General features: G+C 61.1%; 19 protein-coding genes and 1 tRNA gene. 8 read left to right on the forward strand and 12 right to left on the reverse strand.

Annotation, left to right across the window (positions count from 1 at the left end):
- Positions 1 to 2: 2 nt before the first annotated feature.
- Genes BUB23_RS20525 through BUB23_RS20545 form a run of 5 tightly spaced genes read right to left on the reverse strand, consistent with a single transcriptional unit; the run spans position 3 to position 4,190 of the window.
- Positions 3 to 983, reverse strand: a complete 981-nt coding sequence (locus BUB23_RS20525; RefSeq protein ID WP_073107149.1) for a Bug family tripartite tricarboxylate transporter substrate binding protein — start codon at positions 981 to 983, stop codon at positions 3 to 5.
- A 19-nt stretch (positions 984 to 1,002) separates the two neighbouring features.
- Positions 1,003 to 1,827, reverse strand: a complete 825-nt coding sequence (locus BUB23_RS20530; protein WP_073107152.1) for an alpha/beta fold hydrolase — start codon at positions 1,825 to 1,827, stop codon at positions 1,003 to 1,005.
- Between the two features lie 37 nt (positions 1,828 to 1,864).
- The gene (locus tag BUB23_RS20535; protein ID WP_073107155.1) at positions 1,865 to 2,230 is read right to left on the reverse strand and encodes a hypothetical protein; all 366 of its coding nucleotides are present in this window, start codon (positions 2,228 to 2,230) and stop codon (positions 1,865 to 1,867) included.
- A gap of 9 nt (positions 2,231 to 2,239) precedes the next feature.
- Complete coding sequence (locus tag BUB23_RS20540) at positions 2,240 to 3,073, reverse strand: amidohydrolase family protein (protein WP_073107157.1); 834 nt, start codon at positions 3,071 to 3,073, stop codon at positions 2,240 to 2,242.
- A gap of 7 nt (positions 3,074 to 3,080) precedes the next feature.
- Positions 3,081 to 4,190, reverse strand: coding sequence for a mandelate racemase/muconate lactonizing enzyme family protein (locus tag BUB23_RS20545; protein WP_073107160.1), 1,110 nt, complete (start codon positions 4,188 to 4,190; stop codon positions 3,081 to 3,083).
- A 120-nt stretch (positions 4,191 to 4,310) separates the two neighbouring features.
- Between BUB23_RS20545 and BUB23_RS20550 the strand changes: the two genes are divergently transcribed.
- On the forward strand, positions 4,311 to 5,051 hold the full coding sequence (locus tag BUB23_RS20550; RefSeq protein WP_073107162.1) for a FadR/GntR family transcriptional regulator: 741 nt from the start codon (positions 4,311 to 4,313) through the stop codon (positions 5,049 to 5,051).
- 95 nt (positions 5,052 to 5,146) lie between these two features.
- Entirely contained in the window at positions 5,147 to 5,233 is an 87-nt protein-coding gene (locus BUB23_RS27885; RefSeq protein WP_425439572.1) for a neutral zinc metallopeptidase, read from the forward strand.
- Between the two features lie 3 nt (positions 5,234 to 5,236).
- Here the strand turns inward: BUB23_RS27885 and BUB23_RS20555 are convergent, their stop codons facing one another.
- Positions 5,237 to 5,590: a hypothetical protein gene (locus tag BUB23_RS20555; RefSeq protein WP_073107164.1), complete on the reverse strand. Its 354-nt coding sequence runs from the start codon at positions 5,588 to 5,590 to the stop codon at positions 5,237 to 5,239.
- A gap of 270 nt (positions 5,591 to 5,860) precedes the next feature.
- Between BUB23_RS20555 and BUB23_RS20560 the strand changes: the two genes are divergently transcribed.
- The 3 genes from BUB23_RS20560 to BUB23_RS20570 all read left to right on the forward strand — a co-directional run bounded on the left by BUB23_RS20560 (position 5,861) and on the right by BUB23_RS20570 (position 7,921).
- Positions 5,861 to 5,936, forward strand: a tRNA-His gene (locus BUB23_RS20560).
- Positions 5,937 to 6,092: 156 nt separating this feature from the next.
- Positions 6,093 to 6,311 (forward strand): hypothetical protein, encoded by a 219-nt coding sequence (locus BUB23_RS20565; RefSeq protein ID WP_073107488.1) that lies wholly within the window; start codon positions 6,093 to 6,095, stop codon positions 6,309 to 6,311.
- 152 nt (positions 6,312 to 6,463) lie between these two features.
- Positions 6,464 to 7,921 carry a phospholipase D-like domain-containing protein gene (locus BUB23_RS20570; RefSeq protein ID WP_073107491.1) on the forward strand — a complete coding sequence of 486 codons (1,458 nt, stop codon included), beginning with the start codon at positions 6,464 to 6,466 and terminating at the stop codon, positions 7,919 to 7,921.
- A gap of 38 nt (positions 7,922 to 7,959) precedes the next feature.
- On the opposite strand, the gene BUB23_RS20575 is transcribed toward BUB23_RS20570, so the two are convergent.
- From BUB23_RS20575 to BUB23_RS20595, 5 genes are all read right to left on the reverse strand, one after another.
- Positions 7,960 to 8,886, reverse strand: coding sequence for a Bug family tripartite tricarboxylate transporter substrate binding protein (locus BUB23_RS20575; RefSeq protein ID WP_425439574.1), 927 nt, complete (start codon positions 8,884 to 8,886; stop codon positions 7,960 to 7,962).
- A 167-nt stretch (positions 8,887 to 9,053) separates the two neighbouring features.
- Positions 9,054 to 10,580: a malonate--CoA ligase gene (locus tag BUB23_RS20580; protein WP_073107169.1), complete on the reverse strand. Its 1,527-nt coding sequence runs from the start codon at positions 10,578 to 10,580 to the stop codon at positions 9,054 to 9,056.
- A gap of 1 nt (position 10,581) precedes the next feature.
- Positions 10,582 to 11,391, reverse strand: coding sequence for an enoyl-CoA hydratase/isomerase family protein (locus BUB23_RS20585; protein ID WP_073107171.1), 810 nt, complete (start codon positions 11,389 to 11,391; stop codon positions 10,582 to 10,584).
- Positions 11,382 to 12,668 carry a malonyl-CoA decarboxylase domain-containing protein gene (locus tag BUB23_RS20590; protein WP_084136168.1) on the reverse strand — a complete coding sequence of 429 codons (1,287 nt, stop codon included), beginning with the start codon at positions 12,666 to 12,668 and terminating at the stop codon, positions 11,382 to 11,384. Before BUB23_RS20590 ends, BUB23_RS20585 begins: the two co-directional genes overlap by 10 nt.
- Positions 12,665 to 13,378 carry a GntR family transcriptional regulator gene (locus BUB23_RS20595; protein WP_073107494.1) on the reverse strand — a complete coding sequence of 238 codons (714 nt, stop codon included), beginning with the start codon at positions 13,376 to 13,378 and terminating at the stop codon, positions 12,665 to 12,667. Before BUB23_RS20595 ends, BUB23_RS20590 begins: the two co-directional genes overlap by 4 nt.
- Positions 13,379 to 13,609: 231 nt before the next feature.
- Between BUB23_RS20595 and BUB23_RS20600 the strand changes: the two genes are divergently transcribed.
- The 3 genes from BUB23_RS20600 to BUB23_RS20610 all read left to right on the forward strand — a co-directional run bounded on the left by BUB23_RS20600 (position 13,610) and on the right by BUB23_RS20610 (position 16,435).
- Positions 13,610 to 14,824: a trans-sulfuration enzyme family protein gene (locus tag BUB23_RS20600; RefSeq protein WP_073107174.1), complete on the forward strand. Its 1,215-nt coding sequence runs from the start codon at positions 13,610 to 13,612 to the stop codon at positions 14,822 to 14,824.
- Entirely contained in the window at positions 14,824 to 15,639 is an 816-nt protein-coding gene (locus BUB23_RS20605) for a hydroxypyruvate isomerase family protein (protein ID WP_073107176.1), read from the forward strand. Before BUB23_RS20600 ends, BUB23_RS20605 begins: the two co-directional genes overlap by 1 nt.
- A 130-nt stretch (positions 15,640 to 15,769) precedes the next feature.
- Positions 15,770 to 16,435: a dienelactone hydrolase family protein gene (locus BUB23_RS20610; protein ID WP_073107178.1), complete on the forward strand. Its 666-nt coding sequence runs from the start codon at positions 15,770 to 15,772 to the stop codon at positions 16,433 to 16,435.
- A 32-nt stretch (positions 16,436 to 16,467) separates the two neighbouring features.
- Here BUB23_RS20610 and dkgB read toward each other — a convergent pair whose 3' ends face one another.
- Complete coding sequence (gene dkgB / locus BUB23_RS20615; protein ID WP_073107181.1) at positions 16,468 to 17,268, reverse strand: 2,5-didehydrogluconate reductase DkgB; 801 nt, start codon at positions 17,266 to 17,268, stop codon at positions 16,468 to 16,470.
- Between the last annotated feature and the right edge of the window lie 23 nt (positions 17,269 to 17,291).

Below are 17,291 nucleotides of genomic sequence, written 5' to 3' on the forward strand. Positions count from 1 at the left end.
ATTCAGTTGTCTGTGCTTAAGCCAAGTGATTTGATGATTTTTGAATACTTGATCGCCTCCCGTTCGATTTCCGACTTGGTCTCTGCTGCCGGTAAATACGTGGAAAGCAACGAAACGCCTGTCAGCCAGGTATTCATCCGGGGGGAGGCCATAGCGTCCTTCACTGCGCTATTGATTTTTTCCACGATCGCCGGCGGGATCCCGGGTGGGCCGTATAACGCGTAGGAGCTGATGGAGGAAAAGCCTGGATAAGCTGCCTCCGCGATAGTCGGCACGTCCGGGAAAGCCTCGAGCCGCTTGTCGGTCGTTACTGCGATAAGCCGGACGTTTCCTCCCTTTATCAGCGCCGCCGACGAGGCGATATCCATCATGGCGATAGGCACATGCCCTGCCATGATGTCTTGCAGAGCCGGAGCGCCGCCCTTGTAGGGCACGTGCACCATCTGATCGAGATCGGCGCGCTTGCGAAAGAGTTCCATCGTCAGGTGCATCACTGTCCCGGGGCCAGGCGAGGCGAAAGCGGTCTCCGGCTTGGCACGCAAATCCGCCACCACTTCGTTAACGGTCTTTGCCGGATAAGACGGCGTGACGATGATGCCCATGGGATTCTGGGCCAACATCGAAATAGTGGTGAACTTCGAAGCGTCGTAAGGCGGTTTTTTAAACAAAAATTGATTGATGGCAACCGTCGAACTATCGAATACGGCTAGCGTGTAACCGTCGGCCGGGCTCTGAAGCATCGCTTGCACCACTGGTATCGTCAGGCCGCCTGGCCGGTTGACGACGATGACAGGTTGAGCTAGTTTCTCGCTCAACTCCAAGCCGAGTGCGCGTGCCAAACCGTCCGTCGACCCACCCGGCACATAGCCGACCAGAATTCGGATGGGCTTGGACGGATAGCTGGCTACGTCTGCTTGGACGTTTAGCCCCGCGAGGCTGGCGCAGACGGCGAACAGGGCCAGAAGGAAGCTGGATTTTTTCATTTCGAACCTTTAAAGAGAGCTAAATTGAGGCGGCAGGCGTCGACAGGGTTGCCGAGCACTGGTCCTGGGCGAGGTGCTTTACAAGAAAATCGTCTGTCATCTTGCTGACCACTTCAGGCGCTTCCAAATGCGGGAAATGACCTAGACCATTGAGCGCATGAAACTCTGTGTGGTTGGTGCCGTTAAGCGCATAAAGCGCCTCCTGCACCATTTCGGACGTGACCAGCCAGTCTTCGGTCCCTCGCGCGATCAGCACCGGGCAAGTGACGCGGTTCAATACGTCACGCGTATCGCACCTTGTATATGCGCGAAGGTCAGCCTGTTGGGCGAGCGGCGTGATGGACTGCACACCCCATTCGGAGAATGACCGTGCAAAGTCGTCCGCTTTGCTTCCCACGAGGCTCATGGAAAAGTCCATGTTCGAGTGCATCAAATTCACCTGGGGGTGCGTGAACAATTCAAGAGTTTTCTCGGTGAAAGTCGGCGTCCGGGCAGCGCCTTGCAGAGCGATGACCGCGAGCACCTCCGAGAACTTGGCAGCCATGAGCAATGCCAGATTGCCGCCGACGGAACACCCCATCACCACAAATTGCTCAATTCCTACCGCGGCACTGAACTCCCGGAGCCACTCGGCGATATGATCCACCGTGTCGAGGCAAGGTTGGCTGGCTAGCGGATAGCTCTTGCCATGTCCAGGAAGATCTGGGGCATAAAGTCGATAGCGATCACCGAGGGTTTCCATGACTCGGTGCCACTGGCGCCCGTCCCTTCCCGCGGTGTGCAGCAGGAGGATGGGAACTCCCCGCCCTGCGCACTCGTAGTATGCACGTACGCCACGGATCATGACATAGCGTCCAATCGCCTCGCGGCCATGGCGGGACTCAGAGTTGATGTGCACGCGTTACTCTCCAGAATTGCCAAATCGGACGGGTCAGCCAGACACCCGCTAATGCATCGCCTTGAACGGCAAGCTTTCCCAAGTGAACATTGGTGGCCTGCCCCCATACGGTCTTTCCGGCGACCAGGTCTTCCCATACTTCGTGGCGGCCGGTGACCGTGAGATGATGATTATTGTGATCCGCCCTATGCAGGGTGCCCTGATGGAAGAGCAGGTTGATCTGAAAAGCATCAACCTCAAATCGGACTTCGATGGGCTGAAGATGTTTGCTAAGCTGGATAAAATCAGCATCGTTCGCCACGATTTGAATCGTGCGATTCCACCATTCGGATGTGGTCAGTCTGCTCATGGTCACTCCTTAACAGCCGAACTTGTTCAGGAGTCTTTTGGCATTGCCATAACGTACGGCTTCCAGTGCCTCGGGCGTGAAGGGAAGCGCGGACAAATCTGCGTACGCCTTCGCAATTGGAACGACCGGGTAGCCGCTCGCGAAAATCAGCTTGTCTGGAATGATGCTGTTGGCAGCATGCGCGAACTGTTCGCATCCAGGCAGATGCATATAGAAAGACGTATCGATGTAGACGTTCTCATGGCGAAATGCCAGAGCAATCGCCTCGTTGACCCAAGGCCAACCGGTGTGATCGACCACGATTGTCAATTCGGGGAAATCGCAAGCGACATCGTCAAGGGTGACCACACTTCCGTGAGCAAGCCTGGCGCCTGCAAATGGCAGAGGACCTGTCGTCACTACCACCGGCACCTCGAGCTCGGCGCATTTTGAATAGATCGGATAGAGACGTCGATCGTTCGGCGCCATCGAACCGCCAAAAGGATCCAGTGCAATACCGCTCAGCTTCAACTCGTTGATGGCGCGCCCGACTTCGCGAACCGATGACATGCCACCCGACGGATTGATCCCGGCCAGTCCAACGATTCGGCCGGGATACCGGTGCGCAGCCTCCGAGACGTACTCGTTGGTGACGTCATTGGAGCCGGTATTGGCCGACTGCCTGCCGGCAAATACAACCTTCTCAACCCCTTGATCATCCAGCTCAATTATCCATTCAGCCAAAGTACGCGAGGCTGGCGCTGTAGTACCCAGCTTGCGCATGACCGATTGGGTAAGCGGCAGTTCAAGAGCTCGAAGGTATTCTGTCGTCGGCGGACGAGCGCGGAAATCAATCAGTTTCATATTTGGTTCAATCAGCCCTGTATTTTTCAATGACTGCCAGCGCGGGGTCTAGTCCCAGCCCCGATCCAGCGGGAATTTGCAACGTTCCATTGCGTGGCGTAAGCACGTTGCCGTAAAGATTTTCGGGCAAATCGACATAGAGACGCTCGATAAGAGCGTCCGGAGCCAACGCCGCGCACACATGCAGCGTCGCAAGCAAGCCCGGGCCAAAGTAAGGCGAATGAGGAGCGAACTTCACCCCGGTTGCCTGGCAGATCGACGCAATTTCGCGCATTGCCGAAATCCCTCCACATTTGATGACGCTGGGCTGCAGATAGTCGCTCGCCCCGGCCTCCGCGATGCGCTTGAAATCAACCACGCTGCCAGCGTTTTCACCCAACGCAATGGGAACATTGCTTGTCGATCGCAATTCGCGCTGAGCGTGCTGATCTTCAGGAGGCCAGATCGGCTCCTCCAACCAATGAATGCCGTAGTCCTGCATCGCCGCAGCCGCAGTTTGGGCTTCTGGCAACGTCCATGGGCAGTTCACGTCCACCATCAACGGAGATTGCGCCGGCATCGCGCGGCGAGCGGCTGCGATGCAAGGGAGAGCCGTTTCATGCACCTTGACGGCTGTGTAACCCGCCGCCACAGAGCGCTCGACGTTGGAAGCGAGAGGACCCACCTCCCCATATCGCAGCAAGCTCGCATAGGCTTTCAACTCTGAGGCCGGCGGAGCACCATGGACCTGACGTATCAATTCCGAGAGGGGCGCCTTGCGCGTCTTTGCCGCCAAGTCCCATAAGGCGATGTCGACGCCAGATATGCCGTAGTTCACAGGCCCGTTTCGGCCAAACAAGTGAAGCTTGCGCTGCAACACATCTGTAACTGCCGGCACATCAGTGACGTCCGTCCCAACGAGCAATGGCGCAATCATGCCGTCGACCACGTAGCGGGTCGCCTGGCAAATGTTGAAACCGAAGGCCTCCCCCCAACCTGCGATACCGTCGGTTGAAGTAACCTTTACGAGCAGCATGTCGATCGTGCCCCAATTCACTCCCCCGAAGCCGGTGGGGGGCCCGCCATGCGAGAACGGAAGCCGGACAATAAATGTCTCAAGAGCTGAAATGCGGTACATGAGTAAGAACCTTAAGGTAAACTTATCAGATAGACATGCAGTAAAGCTGCCTTACAGGTTCATTATAGGTCAATTGCCCATGAGTTTGGTTGAAGGTTTACCCTTAGAAGGAAGGATGAAATGGATAATGAATGGCTAAAGGGCGTTGCAGCCGGCGCGGCAGTCAGCCGAACGCGGATCGTTGACCAAGTCAGGGACAGCCTGCTGGCGGCAATCCGTCAAGGCGCGCTCAAGGTAAACGACCGCCTGCCTTCGGAAAATGAAATGGCGACAACGTTCGGTGTAAGCAGGCCAGTCATTCGGGAGGCAATCACCAGCCTGCAGGTACTTGGGCTGATCGCTTCGCGTCCGGGTAGCGGTAACTTCGTTGCGTCGAGCGAAGTGAACGCGGATTTGATTCTTGGCGGATTTCGTACCTCGGACCTCAGTCAAGTACGCAAATATCTTGAGCTGCCCTCCGCGGAGCAATCCGCCATCCGTGCTACGGACCAGCAAATGCAGAGTCTGTCGAAATTGCTATCGACCATGGAGTCAGAGAGCGATCCAGAAAAGCGCAATCTGCTCGATGCCGAATTCCACGTGCAGATTGCAATCAGCAGCGGAAACGCTTTGCTCGCAAAGCTAATCGCAGGGCTTCGGCGATTATTGGAAGAAGAGTCCAAGACCGCCACAGCGATATCTGCGGGCCGCCGCTTACCTGTTCATTTTGAACACCACGCCATCCTTGAAGCAATCCAATCCCGCGATCCGGCTGCGGCGCGCAAGGCCATGCTGGACCATCTGGATGCGGTCGAAAAAACGATCAACGACTCGCCGCAGGCTGACGGAGCATCCGGTTCAGCCCGATTGCGTCGTACCTAAGCTGGAGCATCGAAGGGTCAATTGCGCGGCCGCGCGTACGTGGCAGGCGCATTCATCACAATGGAATGGAGCCTTCCCCCCAATGGACGCGTTCCATGTGCCAGCGGGCGCGGTGGCTCACCCGCGGCTTCAAGAGCGGCGACACCGCGCAATGCGATACCTTCAACGCGGCGTCGCTCTAGCCCTTACTGGCTGCGCATGCCCGAGCCCGGGTTGACGCCGGGCTGGGTGTAGACCGGCGCGCCCCCTTCCTGCGGCATATTGGTGGAAGGGGCGGCCGGCGCATAGCCGCCGGAGGACGACGGCATGTTGCTGGAAGGCGCGCGCGGTTCGGACATGGAACCGTTGGCGCCCGTACCGCCCGGCGCGGTCGTCGACGAACTCGAGGCGCCCGTCGCGGAATCCGCCGGGATTTGCGTCTCGGTCACCTTGAGCGTGGGCTGGACGTCGATTTTCTGCGCCTCGATCCAGGCTTCGTGGGCCGACTGGTCACGGGCTTGCGCCGCGGCAAAAGGAGCAGCCACAAGGGCTGCAATCAAAAGCGTTTTGCTTAGTGTTTTCATGGCAGTCAAAACCTTTTTGAAGATTGCTGAAGCCTTATCGTAGAGGAATGCCGCCAGGCCGCAACCGCCAAACGTTTCAAACCGTCACGGCGCGGGGCTTCGGTTACCTGCGGTTTCTCTTTTTAAAGACGGCGCCGGCGCGCAAAACTTATTTCCCACTTCATGCTAGAATTCTTCTTCTCTTCCAGAGCAAACCTTCAAGCAGACGGTGTTATACTTTTTGGCTGATGTTTTTCTCTTACGGTGGTGGCCGTAGCTCAGTTGGTAGAGTCCCGGATTGTGATTCCGGTTGTCGTGGGTTCGAGCCCCATCGGTCACCCCAAAATCTTCTTTCTGACCAGCGCATTACGTGGAGCCGCTTTATCCACGACATGGAAATTGGAACGAAAATGAAAAGCTTGGAATCGAGCCCGCCTTCCGGTGGGCTTTTTTGCATGTGCGCGGCCATGGCGGAACAGGCAAGCGCCGGTTCCGCCCCATGACTGGCGGCTCCGATAGCCCCGACTGGTCCGGCGCCCCCGAAGGCTGGAATTGGGCCGCGCAGGATGAAGACGGCCGCTGGTTCTGGTATGGCGTCAAACCGGTGCCGGGTATCGGCGGCGGAGTATGGCGCGCGCCTTCGCGCGCCCAGGCATATGCCGGCCAGGGCGCGCCCAATCCCGAGTGGTATGAAAGCCTGCGCGAGCGGCCCGGGTAAGCTTGCGCCGCCCTCGCGGCGCTGACGCCGCGGACGCATAAACGATCTTCTATATACTGGCAGCTGGTATGGCCCTTCGCGGGCCATGGCGGGCACGCCGGCCCGGCACTGCCCAGGCGGCCGCAAAGAATGATTCTGTTATGGCGTTGAATATGACTTCCTTGCATTCCCTTTTCCTGGAGTATTGGCCGCATCTGGCGTTTGTATTGAGCCTGGCCGTGGGCGGCACGGCCGCGGTGCACGCGGCCATGACCAAGAACGATGTGCGGGCGGCCATAGGATGGGTGGGCGTCATCCTGATGTCGCCGCTGCTGGGGCCCTGCGTATATCTGATTGCCGGCATCAACCGCATACGCCACGATCATATTTCCGAGCAGCGCAACAAGAGCCTGAAAGACTACTCCGGCAATCCCGATCCGCCGCTGGCGGACGTCAGCGAGGTCGCCGGGCCGCAATTCGGCTCGCTGAAAGTCCTGGGAGACCGCATCAGCCGCTTTCCGCTGCGCGACGGCAACCACATCCAGACCCTCGCCGGCGGCGACGAAACCTATCCGGCAATGATAGCCGCCATCGACGGCGCCAAAAAATCCATCGCGCTCCAGACCTATATTTTCGATAACGACAGCGAAGGGCGCAAAGTCGTCGATGCGCTGTCCAGCGCCCGGGATCGCGGCGTCGAGATCCGGGTGCTGATCGATGCCATAGGCTCGAAATATTCGCATCCGTCCATCATCCGCCTGTTGCGCAAGAGGCGCATACCCTGCGCGCTGTTCATGACCAATCCGCTCGGATTCTTGCGCATGCCCTACGCCAATCTGCGCAGCCACCGCAAGATTCTCGTGGTCGACGGCCGCGTCGGCTTCACCGGCGGCATGAATATACGCGCCGGTTTTGTCACGGCGGTTGCCGGCGCCAACACCTCCAGCGACACGCACTTTCGCGTCGAAGGACCCGTGGTGCTGCAGCTGATGTCGGTGTTCGCCCACGATTGGGAATTCACCACCAAAGAAGCGCTGCCCTATGAAACATGGTGCAGCGACGAGTGGCAAGCGGCGTCGCCGCGCGTGCCGGCGCGCTGCATACGCTCGGGACCCGACCGCTATATGGTGGGCACGCACAATATGCTGCTGGGGGCTTTCGCGGTGGCGCAGCGCCACATACGCATACAGTCGCCCTATTTCCTGCCGGACCAGATCCTGCTGGGCGCCATCAACACGGCCGCCCGCCGCGGCATAGTGGTGGACATCGTGATCCCGGGGCGCAACAACCTGCGCCTGGTGAACTATGCCATGACGGCCCAGCTCGACCAGGTGATACGCAACGGCTGCCGGGTATGGCGCGCCGACGGCAATTTCAACCACTCCAAACTGATCACCATCGATGGGGCCTGGTCCTACGTGGGTTCATCCAACCTGGACCCGCGCAGCCTGCGATTGAATTTCGAACTGGACATGGAAATATACAGCCGCGCCACGGCCCGCGAAATCGAAGCCCTGATAGACCGGGAAATCGCCCATGCCGAGGCGGTAACGCTCGAAGGCCTGGCCATGATCCCGTTCCGCAAGCGCTTGCGCAACAGGATCATCTGGCTTGCCAGCCCCTATCTGTAAAACGGCCGGCGCCCGCCAGGCGGCGCGCCGCCCGGCGTTTACTGCTGCTCTACGCCCGCTTCCTTGACCACGCCGCCCCAGCGCGTGATTTCGCTGTCCACGAACTTGCCGAAATCCGCGCCCGTCAGATTGGGCGTGGCGCTGCCGTTGCTGATCCAGAGCTCTTTGATCTTGGGCGCATTCAAGGCCTTGGTCAATTCGGCCGCCATGCTGTCGACGATGGCCGGGGGGGTGCCGGCCGGCGCCCACATGGCATACCATGTGGATACTTCGTAGTCGGGAACACCCGCCTCGGCCACGGTTGGAACGTCGGGCAGGGACGGCGAGCGCTTGGCGGCCGCCACCGCCAGCGGCCGGATGCTGCCGGCGCGTATATGCGAGGCCGAAGAGCCCAGGCCGTCGAAGGCGACATCGACCTGGCCCGTGATCAGCCCCGTCAGCATGGGGCCGGCGCCCTGATAGGGCACATGGGTAAGCGCTATCCCCGTCTTCAAGGCAAACAGTTCGCCGGCCAGATGATGGGTGCTGCCTATGCCGGCGGAACCGAAGTTGATCTGTCCCGGGTGGGCGCGGGCGTGCTCGAGGAATTCCTTTATATCCTTGACGGGCAGTTTGGTGGCATTGACCACGATGACTTGCGGCGGCTGCGCCAGCATCGCCACGGGAACGAAGTCTTTCTGGATGTCGTAGCTCAGCTTCTTGTAGATCGATGGCGCAACGACATGGTGCGCGCCTCCCATGAAAAAGGTATAGCCATCGGGCGCGGCGCGCGCGGCCACGCCGGCGCCCAGCGTGCCGCCGGCGCCGCCCTTGTTGTCGATGACCACGCTTTTGCCCAATTGCTCGCCCAATTGGTGAGCCAGCGGCCGGGCGAAGGTATCCGTTCCGCCGCCGGCCGGGAAGGGAACCACTATCGTGATGGGGCGTTCAGGCCATGCCGCATGGGCGGCCGTGCTCAAAGCCATGGCCGACAGCGCGGCCGCGGCCGAGTACAAAATACGTTTATTCATGAGGTCTCCTCTCTTGATTTCTTATCTGTAAGTTCGTATGGATTTCTTCATAAAACATCCCCGCATGCGATGCGCGGGGCACAAGCACCGGCACTGCCAACTTCCCGAAGCGAACCCCGGATTCACGAATACTGCGTACGCAGCATGTTCTTCTGCACCTTGCCCATCGTGTTGCGCGGCAAGCTATCTACAAAATATATACGTTTCGGCACCTTGAAATTGGCCAGCCTGGATTTCAAGTCCGCCATCATGGCGTCCGCATCGAGCGCCGCGCCCTCCTTGGGCACGATGACCGCCACCACCGCCTCGCCGAAATCGGGATGCGCCACGCCGATGACCGCCGACTCGGCGACCCCCGGCATGTCGTCGATCAGCAATTCGATTTCCTTGGGGTAGACATTGAAGCCGCCGGATATGATCAGATCCTTGCTGCGCCCCACAATGGACAGATAGTTGGCGGGCGCGGCATCGCCGCCCCAGCGCCCGACGTCGCCGGTGCGGAACCAGCCGTCGGCGGTGAATTCTTCACGGGTTTTTTCAGGCATGCGCCAATAGCCCGAGAAAACATTGGGCCCGCGCACCTGCACGTTGCCGATTTCACCCGCCCCCAATTCGGCTCCCGCGTCGTCGACCACCCTGACCATGACCCCCGGCAGGGGCTGTCCCACCGTGCCGCCGATGCGCTCGCCCAGCGCGGCGTCGTAGGGGTTGGACGTAAGCATGACGGTCTCGCTCATGCCGTAGCGCTCGAGTATGGGCTGGCCGATGCGCGCCTCGAACTCGTCGAAGGTCTCCTTCAGCAGCGGCGCGGAGCCGGAAATGAACAGGCGCATATTGCGGCACAGTTCGCGGGTGAAGCGCGCATCATTGAGCAAGCGCACATAATAGGTGGGCACGCCCATCATGACCGTGCTTTGCGGCAGGTAGCGCAGCGCTTGTTCGATATCCAGCCTTGGCAGCCAGATCATGCGGGCCCCCGCCAGCAGGGCGCCGTGCGCGGCCACGAACAGGCCGTGCACATGGAAGATGGGCAGCATGTGCAGGAGCACGTCATCGGCGCGCCAGCCCCAGTATTCGTTCAAGACCTGGGCATTGGACGACAGATTGCGATGCGACAGCATGGCGCCCTTGCTGCGCCCCGTGGTGCCCGAGGTATAAAGTATGGCCGCCAGGTCATCGGGCAGGCTCCGCACTGTCGCGAACTCGCCGGACTGGCTTGCCGCGGCCACCGCCAGGCTGCCGTCGCCCTCCTCGTCCAGCGTATATACATGCGCCGTGCCGGTCTTTTCGGCCAGCCTGGCTATCCATTCCTGATTCCCGCTATCGCATACCACCACCGCGGGCTCGGCATCGCGCAGGAAATATTCCACTTCCGGCTCGCGGTAAGCGGTATTGAGCGGCAGATACACCAGCCCGGCGCGCACGCTGGCCAGATACAGCATCAAGGCCTCGGGGGACTTCTCGACCTGGACGGCGATGCGCGACCCGGCGGGCAGCTCGAGCGCCCGCAAAAGGTTGGCGTATCGGGCGCTATGCTCTTCCACATCGTTCCAGCTATAGGACCGCGCGGGTGTCTCGATGGCGATGGCGCTGCGGTCTGCCGGAAAGCCCGTCGCCAGCAAAGCATATAAATTGGCGTTGCCGTCCAAATCAATCTCCTGAAAATTGCGGCTCTTGGCCGGCCAGAAATGCCCTCACACCTTCGCGGTGATCGCGGCTATCAGCATAATCGAAAAAAGCCCGAAGCTCGGCCTCGGTCAAGGCTTCAGGCCGTGCGCACAGCCGCGCCACCGTCTGTTTATTGATACGCGCCGCGAGCGGCGCTCCCTTGGCCAGGCGACGGGCTGCGCGCATGACGTCGGCAGCGACTTCCACGTCGGGGACCACGCGCGTCAGCAAGCCCTTGGACATTGCTTCTTCGGCGCCGAACACCCGCCCTTCCAGCAGGATTTCCAGCGTCGCCGCCCTGCCCGCCAGCGCCAGCAGGCCGCGCATTTCGCCAGGCGCCATGGGGAAGCCCAGGCGGTTGATGGGAACGCCGAAACGCGCGGAGCTCGCGGCAATGCGCAGGTCGCACTGGCTGGCGATTTCAAGGCCGCCACCCACGCACACGCCTTCGATCTGGGCCAGCACCGGATGCACACATGCCGCTATGGCTTCCAGGGCGGGCGCAAGCACTTGCGTGTGATAGCGCATGACCCCCGCCAGGTCGGCGCGTTCGCGCGGAAACTCGCGGATATCGGCGCCGGCGGCGAAATTCCCGCCCTCGCCGCGCAATACCACGCAGCGCAGTTCGCGCTTGCCGGAAAGCTCGGCGAACAGGCTGGCGAGCGCCTGCCACATGGACACGCTGATGGCGTTCAAGCGCCCCGGGTGGCTGAGGGTCACCAGGGCTATCGGGCCGTCATAGTCGACCAGCACCCGGCCCTCGCCTGTATCGGCTTCCGGGACTATAGCCATCGCAGATTCAGGCCGGTCTTGGGTTTGCCCGCCGCCAGCTGGGCCAGGTTGTCATCGAGCTGCTCCAGGTCGTAAAGATAATTGGCCATGATCCCGCAAGACTGCGCAATGCCTTTGGCCGAGCGGTCCGCCGCCCAGTTCACGCGTTCGATGCGGGCGCCGTTGCCCAGATGAAAGCGCGCCACCACATCGACAGGCTGGCCATTCTTCATGCTTTTGAGATATAGCCCGGCCAGCCGCAAACCCGTGCGCTGCGCCGATTCGGATGCCGTCCCGCTGGCGGCGGCCTGGAGCCGCTCGACCCATTTCAGTCCCGCCGATGCGTCATCCAGCGCTTGCTGCTTGTCGGCCTTGTCGTGCAGCAGCTCCTGCATGGCCTTGCCGTCCTGTTTGGCCAGCCAATCCACGAAACCCGGCATCGGCGACAGCGTGGCAAAGGACTTGAGCTTGGGAAGCTCGCGCAGCAATTCGTCGACAACCCGCTTGAGCAGGAAATTGCCGAAGCTGATGCCGCGCAAGCCGGGCTGCGTATTGGAAATGGAATAGAAAATCGCCCAGCGCGCCTTGTTCAAATCAGAAGCCGGCACCTTGGGATCGAGCAGGACCTGCACATTGTCGGCCATCTGCGTCGCGAAGGCCACCTCCACGAAAATCAGCGGCACATCGTTCATGCGCGGATGGAAGAAAGCATAGCAGCGGCGATGGTCCGCCACCCTGTGGCGCAACTCTTCCCATGAGCGGATTTCGTGCACGGCTTCGTACTGGATCAGCTTTTCCAGCAGGGAGGCGGGCGAATCCCATGTGATGGGCCGCAGTTCAAGCATGCCCACATCGAACCAGCTGGAAAGCAGGCCTTCCAGTTCGCGTTCGAGCACGGTCAAGCCGGCCACCTGATTGCGCCAGCGCAGCATATCGGCGCGCAGCTCGACCAGCAGATGCAGGCTGTCGGCCTGCGCGTACAGGCGGCGGAACAGGCGCAAACCCTGGTCGCCGCGCGGCTCCAGGCCGGCGCTGGCCTGCGCCAATGCCGCCAGCAGGGCGCGGCGTTCCTTGCCGTCGGCCGCGCCATAGCGCACGCTCCATTGCTTGGCGAGCCGGTTGGCGGCCACATCGGTGATGCGCGCCGAGAACAGTGTCTGGGTTTCCGCCGGCACGGGCCAGCGGTCCCGGTCCAGCCAGCGCCCCAGGCGGGCCATCAAGCCCTGTGTTTCATTGGGTTTCGATTCATCCACGTCAGCGTTTGCCGGCGCCTGTTTCAATGTATCCGTCGCTGTCATGATTCAAGCTCCTGGGTTTTGGAATGCGCCGCACTCGCCGCGCCTGACGCCAGGGCAGCCTGTCCGGACAGCGTGTGCAGCGCGGCAAGCTGATGCATCAAATGCTTGCGCGTCAGCGCCTCGGCGCCTTCGGAGTCGCGCGCCTTGAGGGCGGCGAAAATAGCCAGGTGCTCGGCGCAGGATTCCTGCACGCGCCCCGGCAGGGTCAGGCTTTTGTGGCGGGAAAGGCTGAGCACATGGCGCAGGTTATCGATAAGGTCCGATAGCCAATGGTTATCGGCCAGGGCCTGCACCGCCTCGTGTATCAAGGCGTTCGTGGCATAGTACTGGTCGGGGTCGCCTGCGGCGGCATGCGCGCGCAGCTGCTGGTGCAGGGGTTCCAGCCGCTTGAGATCCTGGTCGCTGGCCTTGCGCGCGGCCTCGTAGGCGCAACGGCCTTCAAGCATCGCCATCAGCGGAAAGATATCGTCCAGATCGCGCGCCGACAGTTCATTGACAAAGCAGCCGCGGCGCGGTTCCAGGCGTATAAGGCCTTCGTTGACCAGCACTTTGAGCGCCTCGCGCAGCGGCGTGCGCGAAATGCCCAGCTCCTTGGTCAGGCGGATTTCGTCTATCCAGGCTCCGGAGGTGAGCTCGCCCGACTGGATCATGGCGCGCAGCCTGGCGGCGACCTCCAGATACAACACCTGCTGGACAATACGAGTGCTCAAAGCGCGCCTCCCGCCGTAAACCATCATTAATAATTCATAATTATGACGGCCTGATGAAATTACGCAATAGACGGCGCCCTATAGTTATCCCTAGTTTCCAGGAAATTCCCCTTTCCGCTGGCCGACGCGAACATAACGATATTCCTGCACCGCTGTCGTATCATGGCATCTTTCGTCTTTTCAATGCAGGCCCGCTACTGTCAGCCGCCCGCATTCTTCCGGAGCCTGGTAATGAAGGTTGTAGCGCAGTCCGCATCGGTCGCCAGTGGCGGCAACTGGCATGACGAAACCACCGTTCTGCATGGCGATGCCGGCCTGGCCAGCGACGCTTCAGTGGTGGCGCCGATACACTACAGCGCCACCTTCCGGGCCGGGACGGCCGACGAATTCGCCGACATGGCGAACACGCCGCGCCATCCCGGCTTCTACACGCGCTATGGCAACCCCGTGCACAAGCGCGTGGAAGCCATACTGGCCGAACTGGAAGGCACCGAAACCGCGCTGTTGATGGGCTCGGGCATGGGCGCGATCAGCACCACCATATTGGGCCTGCTGTCGGCGGGCGATCATGTCATCGCGCAACAGCGCCATTACATGAGCACCTCCAAGCTGTTCGAAGAAGTGCTGCCGAGATTCGGCGTGCATTCGACCATCGTCGACCAGACCGACCTGCAAGCGATTGCCGGCGCCATCCGGCCCGGGACCAAGCTGATCATGGTCGAGACCCCGGTCAATCCCACGCTTTCCATTACCGACCTGGCGGCTGTCGCCGAGCTGGCCCGGCCGCGCGGCATCCTCACCGTCGCCGACAACACCTTCGCGTCTCCGCTCAATCAGAAGCCGCATGCGCTGGGCATCGATATCGTGGTGCACAGCGCCACGAAGTATTTCGGCGGCCACCACGACATCACGGCCGGCGCCGTATGCTGCAGCAGGGAATTGGCTGAACGCATCTGGACCATGCACACCACGCTGGGCGCGGTGCTGTCGCCCATGGACGCATGGCTGCTGCTGCGCGGCTTGCGCACACTGGCGCTGCGCATGGAGCGCATCAATGCCAATGCGCTGGGGTTGGCGCAGTGGCTGCAAGCCCAGCCAAAGATCGAGCAGGTGTTTTATCCGGGCCTGCAGAGCCATCCGCAGCATGAATTGGCCCGGCGCCAGATGACGGGCTTTGGCGCCGTGATCGCGTTTTCCATCAAAGGCGGCTTTGAAGCCACCAGCCGCTTCGTATCCGCGCTCAAGCTGGCCACCCACGCCGTCAGCCTGGGCGGCGTCGAAACCCTCGTGGTCCACACCGCAGCCATGTGGGCCGGCACCATGACCGAGGCGCAAATGCAGGCCGCCGGCATCGAACCCAACTTCGTGCGCATGTCGGTGGGGGTGGAACATATCGAAGACTTGAAAGCAGACCTGAGCGCTGCGCTTAAAGGAGATCCGCAATAATGCCGAAATTTTCCGCCAATCTTGGCTTCCTCTGGCCCGACCGCCCCCTGCCGGAACGCATCAAGGCGGCGGCCCGGGCCGGGTTCAAAGCCATCGAGCTGCACTGGCCCTACGATACGGATGCCGCCGAAGTGCGCGGCTTGTGCGCCGAACTGGGCCTGACCCTGCTGGGCGTCAACACCAGCAAAGGCGACGCGGCGAAAGGCGAATCCGGGCTGGGCGCACTGCCCGGCCGGGAGGCCGAGTTCCAGCAGACCGTGGACCAGGCCATAGACTGGAGCATCGCCAGCGGGGCGCGCGCGATCCATGCCATGGCCGGCATAGTACCGGCCGGCGCTCCGGCGGCCGGCGCTCCGGCGGCCGCGCCAGCCGACACCTTTGTGCGGAACTTGAAGCTTGCCGCCGACAAAGCGGCGGCGCATGGCCTGACGCTGCTGCTCGAGCCCCTCAACCCGCGCGATGCGCCCGGCTACTTCTATTCCACCCTGGCTCAGGCCGACGCCGTTCTGGACCGCGTCGGCAAGCCCAATGTGCGCATCATGTTCGATGCTTATCACGTGGGGGTCACCGAGGGCGACGTATTGACCAGGCTGGCGCGCTATTTGCCGCGTATCGGCCATGTGCAGATCGCCGCCGTGCCCAGCCGCGCCGAACCGGATGAAGGCGAACTGCGCTACGAAGCCCTGTTCGAAAAACTGGATGAGCTGGGCTACGATGGCTGGGTCGGATGCGAATACAAGCCGCGGGCCGATACCGACGACGGCCTGGCCTGGACCCGCAAGCTTGGCGTCCGGCTGGATTCGATCGGCCCTTGATGTGATCAGCCCTTGAGCAATTTGCGGGCAATCATCATCCGCTGGATTTCACTGGTGCCCCCGCTATCCGCGCACGGCGCCATCTTCCATTCAATTTCCTTTTTCAACAAGCCATAAACAAAGGACTCTCATGCAAATCCAACTCACAGCATCCGACCGCCATAAACTGAATGCGTATGTCGCAGGACCGGAGGATGCGCAATCCGGCATTGTCGTGGTGCAGGAAATATTCGGCGTGAACAGCCACATGAGGAATGTCGCGGACCAATTCGCTGCGCAGGGCTATCGGGTCATCTGCCCGGCACTCTTCGACCGCGCCGAAACAGGCGTCGAGCTTGGATACACTCCCGAGGATGTCAAGCGCGGCCTGGAATTGCGCGGCAAGATCGCCGAAGGCGAAACCTTGCTGGATATCGAGGCGGCAGCCAGTGCTTTCGCGCCCGCCGTCAAGCTTGGGATCGTCGGCTATTGCTGGGGCGGCACCATAGCCTGGCTGGCAGCCTGCCGCAGCCGGAGGTTCAGCGCCTCGTCATGCTGGTATGGCGGCGGAATCGCCCAGTCCCGCGAAGAAACGCCGCAAATTCCAGTGCAAATGCACTTCGGGCTTGAAGACGGCTCCATACCGCCGCAGGACATCGCGCTCATCCAGGCAGCGCAACCGGGCGTGGACATCCATACCTATCCGGGCGCTGGCCATGGCTTTGGCTGCGAACAACGCGGCTCATTCCATCCGCAATCGGCGGCCCTGGCCCAGAAGCGGACCCTGGCCTTCTTTCAGGAACATCTAAAGCGATAGGGCCCCAGCCGCCGCCCGCGAGCACAGAAGGCTCAATCCCAGGCCGGCGCGAAATCGGGATTGGCGAGGCGTTCGTTGCGATCCAGCGTGGCGATCGCCGCCATGTCCTCGTCAGGCAAATGCAAAGCGCGCGCGGCCAGGTTGCCCTGCAGGTTCTCGCGCCGGGTTGACGAAGGGATGACGGCAAACCCCTGCTGCAGCAGCCAGGCCAGGGCAACTTGAGCGGCAGTGGCCTTATGCCTGGCGGCGATTTCCTGGATCAGCGGCTCGTCCAGCGCCTTGCCGTACGCCAGGGGCATATAGGCGGTCAATCCGATACCCTTGCTCTTGGCGAAGTCGACGACTTTCCGGTTCTGCAGAAAGGGGTGGATCTCTATCTGGTTGCTTGCAATATTTGGCGCGCCCACGGCTGCGATGGCGCGCTCCAGATGGGCGATAGTGAAATTGGACACACCGATCAGGCGCGTCAAGCCCTGCTCTTTTGCTTCCAGCAATGCCGCCATGTATTCGGCGACGGGCAGCGCATCCTGCGGCGCGGGCCAATGGATCAGTGCCATATCGACCTGCTCCTTGCGCAATTTCCTCAAGCTGTCTTTTAGGCTGGGAAGCAGCTTGTCGGCCGCCAGATTGCCGGTCCAGATCTTGGTGGTGATGAACAGCTCCCGCCGCGGCACGGCGCTATCGGCCAGCGCCAGCCCGATATCCGCTTCGTTTTCGTATATCTGCGCGGTATCGATATGCCGATAGCCGACTTCCAGTCCGGCGCGCACCGAATCGATGACCTGCTGGCCTTTCAGCCGGAAAGTGCCTAATCCAATGGATGGAATATTCATGAGTAAAGCCTTGTAATGAACGG

The organism is Pollutimonas bauzanensis, assembly GCF_900129885.1.
In the GTDB taxonomy this organism is placed as follows: domain Bacteria; phylum Pseudomonadota; class Gammaproteobacteria; order Burkholderiales; family Burkholderiaceae_B; genus Pollutimonas; species Pollutimonas bauzanensis.